The organism is Halomonas sp. AOP27-A1-41 (assembly GCF_052378605.1).
Taxonomy (GTDB): Bacteria; Pseudomonadota; Gammaproteobacteria; order Pseudomonadales; family Halomonadaceae; genus Vreelandella; species Vreelandella citrativorans.
Map to the genome: position 1 here is coordinate 76,058 of NZ_JBQSXT010000017.1, position 6,493 is coordinate 82,550.

General features: G+C 52.7%; 5 protein-coding genes. 4 read left to right on the forward strand and 1 reads right to left on the reverse strand.

Annotated features, from left to right (window positions below; genetic code table 11):
- The first annotated feature begins 109 nt into the window (after positions 1-109).
- From ACT3TC_RS12205 to glmS, 4 genes are read left to right on the forward strand one after another with little or no spacing between them, the layout of a single operon-like run.
- The gene (locus ACT3TC_RS12205; RefSeq protein ID WP_172118713.1) at positions 110-910 is read left to right on the forward strand and encodes an undecaprenyl-diphosphate phosphatase; all 801 of its coding nucleotides are present in this window, start codon (positions 110-112) and stop codon (positions 908-910) included.
- A gap of 9 nt (positions 911-919) precedes the next feature.
- Positions 920-2,038 (forward strand): FAD:protein FMN transferase, encoded by a 1,119-nt coding sequence (locus ACT3TC_RS12210; RefSeq protein WP_444640221.1) that lies wholly within the window; start codon positions 920-922, stop codon positions 2,036-2,038.
- A gap of 5 nt (positions 2,039-2,043) precedes the next feature.
- Complete coding sequence (gene glmU, locus ACT3TC_RS12215; protein ID WP_444640222.1) at positions 2,044-3,414, forward strand: bifunctional UDP-N-acetylglucosamine diphosphorylase/glucosamine-1-phosphate N-acetyltransferase GlmU; 1,371 nt, start codon at positions 2,044-2,046, stop codon at positions 3,412-3,414.
- Between the two features lie 44 nt (positions 3,415-3,458).
- Complete coding sequence (glmS, locus tag ACT3TC_RS12220) at positions 3,459-5,288, forward strand: glutamine--fructose-6-phosphate transaminase (isomerizing) (RefSeq protein ID WP_444640223.1); 1,830 nt, start codon at positions 3,459-3,461, stop codon at positions 5,286-5,288.
- A gap of 155 nt (positions 5,289-5,443) precedes the next feature.
- On the opposite strand, the gene ACT3TC_RS12225 is transcribed toward glmS, so the two are convergent.
- On the reverse strand, positions 5,444-6,493 hold a 1,050-nt coding region (locus ACT3TC_RS12225), incomplete at its 5' end, for a CapA family protein (protein ID WP_444640224.1).

The window sequence follows — 6,493 nt, forward strand, 5'->3', positions numbered from 1 at the left end:
CTAATACGCAATACAAAACGATGGCAGCCATGGCGGACAATCCCCTAATGGAGGTGTATCCTTATGCGCCATTGTCATTCAACCACCCTTTTGATGTATAGGATGACCCATGGAGTGGCTCCAAATAGTGGTACTTGCCGCTGTGCAAGGGATAACGGAATTTTTACCTGTCTCAAGCTCGGCGCACTTGATTTTAGTACCCGTATTAACCTCTTGGGAGGACCAAGGGCTTGCTTTTGATGTCGCGCTCCACTTGGGCAGTTTAAGCGCGGTAGTGGTCTATTTCCGGCATGAAATTTGGCAAATGATAGCGAGCAGCCTGGCAGCGCTGCGTGGCCGGGGGATCAATAAAGATGCCAGGCTCGCGATCTGGGTCACGCTTGCCACGCTGCCTGTGTGTATCATCGGTTTTCTGCTTCGTGATGTTATCTCGGTGTATATGCGCTCCACGGTTATCATCGCGCTCAGCCTGATTGGCTTTGGCCTGTTACTGGGGTACGCCGACTGGAAAAAACGCGGTACCCGCAGTGAATACCAAATGCAGCTAAAAGATGTGCTGATCATTGGCGGCGCCCAAGCGTTGGCGCTCATTCCGGGCACATCACGGTCAGGGATTACCATCACCGCCGCCCTTCTGGTAGGTATGAGTCGTGAAGGGGCTGCGCGGTTCTCCTTTTTACTTTCCATCCCGGTAATCGTACTAGCCGGTGGGTTAGAAGCCGTTGAACTTTTACATCAGCCCCAGTCAGTCGATTGGCTATCCATGGCGGCCGGAACGCTATTGTCCGGTGTTATTGCGTACCTGTGTATTCACTATTTCCTCGTTATTATTAAAAAAATGGGGATGCAGCCTTTTGTTGTTTATCGCGTACTGTTTGGTGCGTGGCTCCTCTGGTTTTTTTACATGTAGAGTAAGCTCATGACCCTATTTATGCCTGAATCAATACGGTTAACAGTAAAAGCGGTATGCATTATGTCGCTGTTACTGTTGGTTGGCTGTTCGGAAAAAGATCGTCCTTTGGAGTCGCCTGTCCGTTTAGAGGGCGGCATCTTTGGCACGTTTTATCAGGTAACCATTAGTGACCCGCTAACCCAGGAGCAAGCCAGCCATCTGGAAGCCGGTTTTTTGGAAGAGCTTGAACGTGTTGATGTGTCCATGTCGACGTATAAAGATGACTCTGAACTAAGCCTGTTTAACCAGGCGCCGCTTAATGAGTGGCAGCCACTTTCCAACGAGCTAATTGAAGTACTGGCGATAAGCCGCTCGGTGTCTGAACAAAGTAACGGCGCGTTTGATATGACCGTTGGTGGTCTGGTCAATTTATGGAGTTTTGGTCCTGAGGCTCGCCCGCAAGAAGCCCCTTCGGAGCACCAGTTGGCCGAGCGCTTGGCCGAAGTGGGCTTTGATGCTGTAGCGATCGATACTCAGGCCATGCAGGCGCGCCGTGAGCGTGATGTTTATGTGGATCTTTCCGGTGTCGCCAAGGGGCATGCAACCGACCGCGTGGCAGCGTACCTAAATCAGCAAGGGATAGAGGGTTATTTAATCAACCTGGGGGGAGATATGCTGGCGCACGGCTATCGTGATGATCGAGAGACGCCTTGGCGCGTAGGCATTGAAACACCGCAAAGTAGCGTGCCACAAGCACAGCATATTGTGCCTCTTCACGATATGTCGGTAGCGACCTCAGGGGATTACCGCAATTACTTTGAGGCTGATGGGCAGCGCTTTTCACATACCATTGATCCACGTACCGGGCGGCCTGTCTCGCATAATCTTGCATCGGTATCGGTTTTCCATCCATCCAACGCTTGGGCCGATGCCTGGGCCACCGCGTTATTGGTAGAAGGTAGCGATACCGGTATGGAAGTGGCCGTTGCGCAGAATCTGAGTGTATTAATGCTGATCCGCGATGGCGACCAGTGGCAGAGTATTGCAAGCCCTGCTTTTGTTGATGAGTTTGGCGAAGAACTCATCAATGAAAGCGGTATTGGTCAGTGGGCGTCTCCTAACGTGCATCATACAGAAGAAGGGTAATGAGAATGCAAAAAGTGCTAGATGTAGTGATTCTCGCAGCGGGTAAAGGCACGCGGATGCGCTCACACATGCCGAAGGTGCTTCACTCCTTGGCGGGCAAACCCATGGTGTCGCACGTGTTGGAAACCGCGGCGAGCCTAAGCCCTGCACGTACGCAGGTCGTCATTGGTCACGGCGCAGAGCAGCTGCGTCACGCATTGGCGGATGAAAACGTCACGTTTGCCGTGCAAGAAGAGCAGAAAGGCACGGGGCATGCCGCTGCTCAAGCATTGAATGAACTGGGTGACGGCATTGTTTTGATACTGTATGGCGATGTACCGCTCATTCAAAGTGAAACGCTGACAGCGCTGTTGGCCCATGTGAACGAACAACAGATGGGGCTGCTGACGGTTACGCTGGACGATCCAACGGGGTACGGCCGTATTGTGCGCAATGCGGCGGGCGATGCGGTGGCGATTGTAGAGCAAAAAGATGCCAATGACGCCGAGCGTGCGATCACCGAGTGCAACACCGGCATCATGGCGATGACCAGTGCCCAACTGGCGCGTTGGTTGCCTAAGCTTTCCGCTGACAATGCTCAGGGTGAATACTACCTGACCGATGTGATCGAAATGGCGGCTAAAGAGGGGATTAAAGTTTGCACCGAGCAGCCAGCTCACGCCGTTGAAGTAGAAGGGGTTAATAATCGTGCCCAAATGGCGCGGTTAGAACGCGTTTACCAGGCGCGCCAAGCGGACCTGTTAATGGAGCAGGGCGTGGCACTGGCTGATCCTGCAAGGATCGACGTGCGCGGAAGCCTCACCTGTGGTCACGACGTGTTTATTGACGTGGGCTGCATTTTTGAAGGTGACGTGACGCTGGGTGATGGCGTTAGTGTAGGGCCTTACTGCGTGATCAAAAACAGTGCCATCGGTGCTGAAAGTAGCATTGATAGCCACACTGTTATTGATCAAACGAAGATGGCTGGCCATAACCAAGTGGGGCCTTATGCGCGCCTGCGCCCCGGTACGCGCATGGCGGTTAATGCCAAGGTGGGCAATTTTGTAGAAACCAAAAACGCTGAGGTAGGCGAGGGCAGCAAAATTAACCACTTAAGCTATGTTGGCGATGCCCGCTTGGGGCGTGACGTTAATATTGGTGCGGGCACAATTACGTGCAACTATGACGGCGCTAATAAGCATCACACTGAGATCGGCGATTATGCCTTTATTGGCTCTAACAGCGCACTGGTAGCCCCGGTTAGTGTGGGGATAGGTGCAACCATAGGCGCTGGATCCACCATAGCAAAAGATGTCCGTGAGCATGCCTTGGCGGTGACGCGAGGCAAGCAGCTGGAAAAGGCCGATTGGGTGCGTCCTGTTAAAGCTGGCAAGTAAACGCGCGGTACATCGCTACTTTAATTTTCCTGGGAGAACGGTTTATGTGTGGCATCGTCGCTGCTGTAGCGCAACGTAACGTGCAAGACATACTGTTGGAAGGGCTTAAGCGCCTGGAGTATCGCGGTTACGACTCAGCGGGCATGACGGTGTTGAACGATCATAACCAGCTTACTCGTCATCGCGCAGTGGGTAAGGTCGCAGCCCTTGAGAACGAGCTGAATAGTGCACCGCTGCCGGGAGCGTCAGGGATTGCTCACACGCGCTGGGCAACTCACGGAAAGCCTTCAAAAGCCAATGCCCACCCGCACCATAGCGGTGACAGCGTCAGCGTGGTGCATAACGGCATTATTGAAAACTACGAATATATAAAAGAGACGCTGCAGGCAAGTGGCTATACGTTTAGCTCGGAAACCGACACCGAAGTCATTACGCATTTGCTAGCGGACAAGTTGCAGAGTGGCCTCAGCTTGTTTGAGGCAACCCAGCAAATTGTGAATGGTCTGGGTGGGGCGTATGCGCTGGGCGTTATGAGTGTCAAGGAGCCGGGCATAGTAGTAGGTGCACGTCAGGGAAGCCCGCTGGTGGTAGGTGTGGGTATGGGGGAAGCGTTTTTAGCCTCAGACCCGCTTGCCTTGCTACAAGTAACGGATCGCTTTATTTATCTGGAAGAAGGCGATGTGGTCGAGTTAAGTGAAAAGGGTTCTATCCGGATTGTCGATAAAGATGGCAGCTCAGTAACACGGTCGGTACACGTTTTTGAGCATGGTGATGGTGTTGCCAGCAAAGGCAATTATCGCCACTACATGCTTAAAGAAATCTTCGAGCAGCCCACCGTGATTGAGGCGGCCCTGGAAGGGCGTTTGAGCGCGGACAGTGTGTTGGTCGAGAGCTTTGGTCCTGATGCTCAAGCGCTTTTCCAGAAAACCCGCCAGGTCCATATCATTGCCTGTGGTACCAGCTATCACGCAGCCATGGTGGCCCGCTACTGGCTTGAACGTTATGCAGGCGTGCCGGTACAGGTTGAGGTGGCCTCCGAGTATCGTTACCGCCACCCGGTCGTACCTTCCGATACGCTGTTCGTAACGCTCTCCCAGTCGGGTGAAACCGCTGACACGCTGGCGGCACTACGTTTTGCCAAGACCTTGAACTATGTCGGTTCGCTAGCTATTTGCAACGTGCCGGGAAGCTCCCTGGTGCGTGAATCAGATATGACCCTGATGACCCGCGCAGGCCCGGAAATTGGCGTTGCCTCCACAAAAGCGTTTACCACTCAGTTGGTAGCACTATTGCTTCTGACGCTGGCGATAAGCAAAGCGAAGGGGCAGGAAGAGCATGCAGGTATTGTGAAGGCGCTGCATTCGCTTGCTGATATTTGCCAACAAGTACTGGCCCTGGACAGCCAGATTGAGCAGCTCTCCCAGGCGTTTGCTGAAAAGCACCATGCGCTGTTCTTGGGCCGTGGTGCGCACTACCCGATTGCACTGGAAGGCGCGCTTAAGCTTAAGGAAATCTCCTATATACACGCAGAAGCGTACCCAGCCGGTGAGCTTAAGCACGGCCCGCTGGCGCTGGTAGATAGCGAGATGCCGGTGATTTCCGTCGCACCCAATGACGACCTGTTGGAAAAGCTAAAATCCAACCTGCAGGAAGTCCGTGCCAGGGGCGGCCAGCTATTTGTATTTGCCGATGAGAACGTGGGTATCAAGCCGCATGACAATATCCGAGTCATTGAGCTGCCGCATATTCACGAAGCCTTGGCACCACTTTTATATACGCTTCCTCTCCAGCTTTTGAGCTACCACGTCGCAGTGCTTAAAGGCACCGATGTCGATCAGCCGCGTAACCTGGCGAAAAGCGTGACTGTGGAGTAGACCACTGCTGTCTGGTATCAAGCGGTTCGTTGAATGCTCTTACGGCAATACCCTAAAGGTTGGATGAAGTATCCAACCTTTAGGGGCGAGAATGGTTTGCTGGTTAGCATAATGTTCAGTGTGATCCGCCTATTACTCTACGTTTTCGTTCGCTTCTAACGTGTACCGAGCCTCGCAAGTGGCGAGAGTACCGCGTGCCACACTTTTTCTTCCAAATGCGGCAGCTGGCTTTTCTCCAGCTCGGTTAGGCCGTACTCATCCGGGTTTTTCAAAACGTCATAAAATTTGACGATACGGCAGTCGTAGCGATCACCACCAAGCTTCTCATTGACAATATAAATGGGTAGGGCCTGAAGGTTAGCCAATTCTATAGCATCGTAGACCTTCACGATGTCGAATTTAACAATATAGGCAAGCTTTGAATTGCGGCTTTCCGGGTGATAGCTGACGAAGTCACCGAACGCGTAAACCACCAGTGCATCTTGCTTGCCTTCGCGCGGGATAAGTTCCGCTGACTGGCTGACATGGGCGTGATTGCCAAGAATGGTGTCAACACCGCAGTCAATCACCTTGTGGGCGGCTTCTCTGATATTCACATGCGGGTACATCTCAAACTCCCACCCCCAGTGGCAGTAGGCGATAATCCAGTCCGCGCCCTTCGCTTTCGCTGCCACCACCTGCTTCTCAATCAGTGAGTAATCAGGGGCTGGATTAGCATCATTGAACCGAACGATATTAATCAGATAGGGCATATCGGCGGGAATATCTTTTTCGTAACCATTGAGGTCGAAGGTGTATGCCAGCAAGGCAACTTTGATGCCGTTTTTATTAATCACGACGACATCATCCTGTTCAGCCTGGCTTGCGGCAGTGCCAGAATAGTAGGCGCCTGATTTTTTGAGCACATCGAGGGTGGCAAGTACACCCTGTTCGCCCCAGTCCATGGCATGGTTGGTCGCCGTGCTGAAATAGTTGATTTTTGCTTCGTTGCGAAACTTCTGGAACATTGTCTCAGTGGTATTCATACGCGCCGGTTGTCCCGATGCTTGGGTGCGCCCCACGAGACTGTTCTTGTCAACGGTGGATTCCAGGTTAGCGCTGACAATATCGGTGGTGCTGTAGAAATCGGTGATTTCATCAAACAGATGAGGTGTGTTGTCTGGTGTTAGAACATCGACGGCAAGCAGATCCCCCGCGCATGAAAT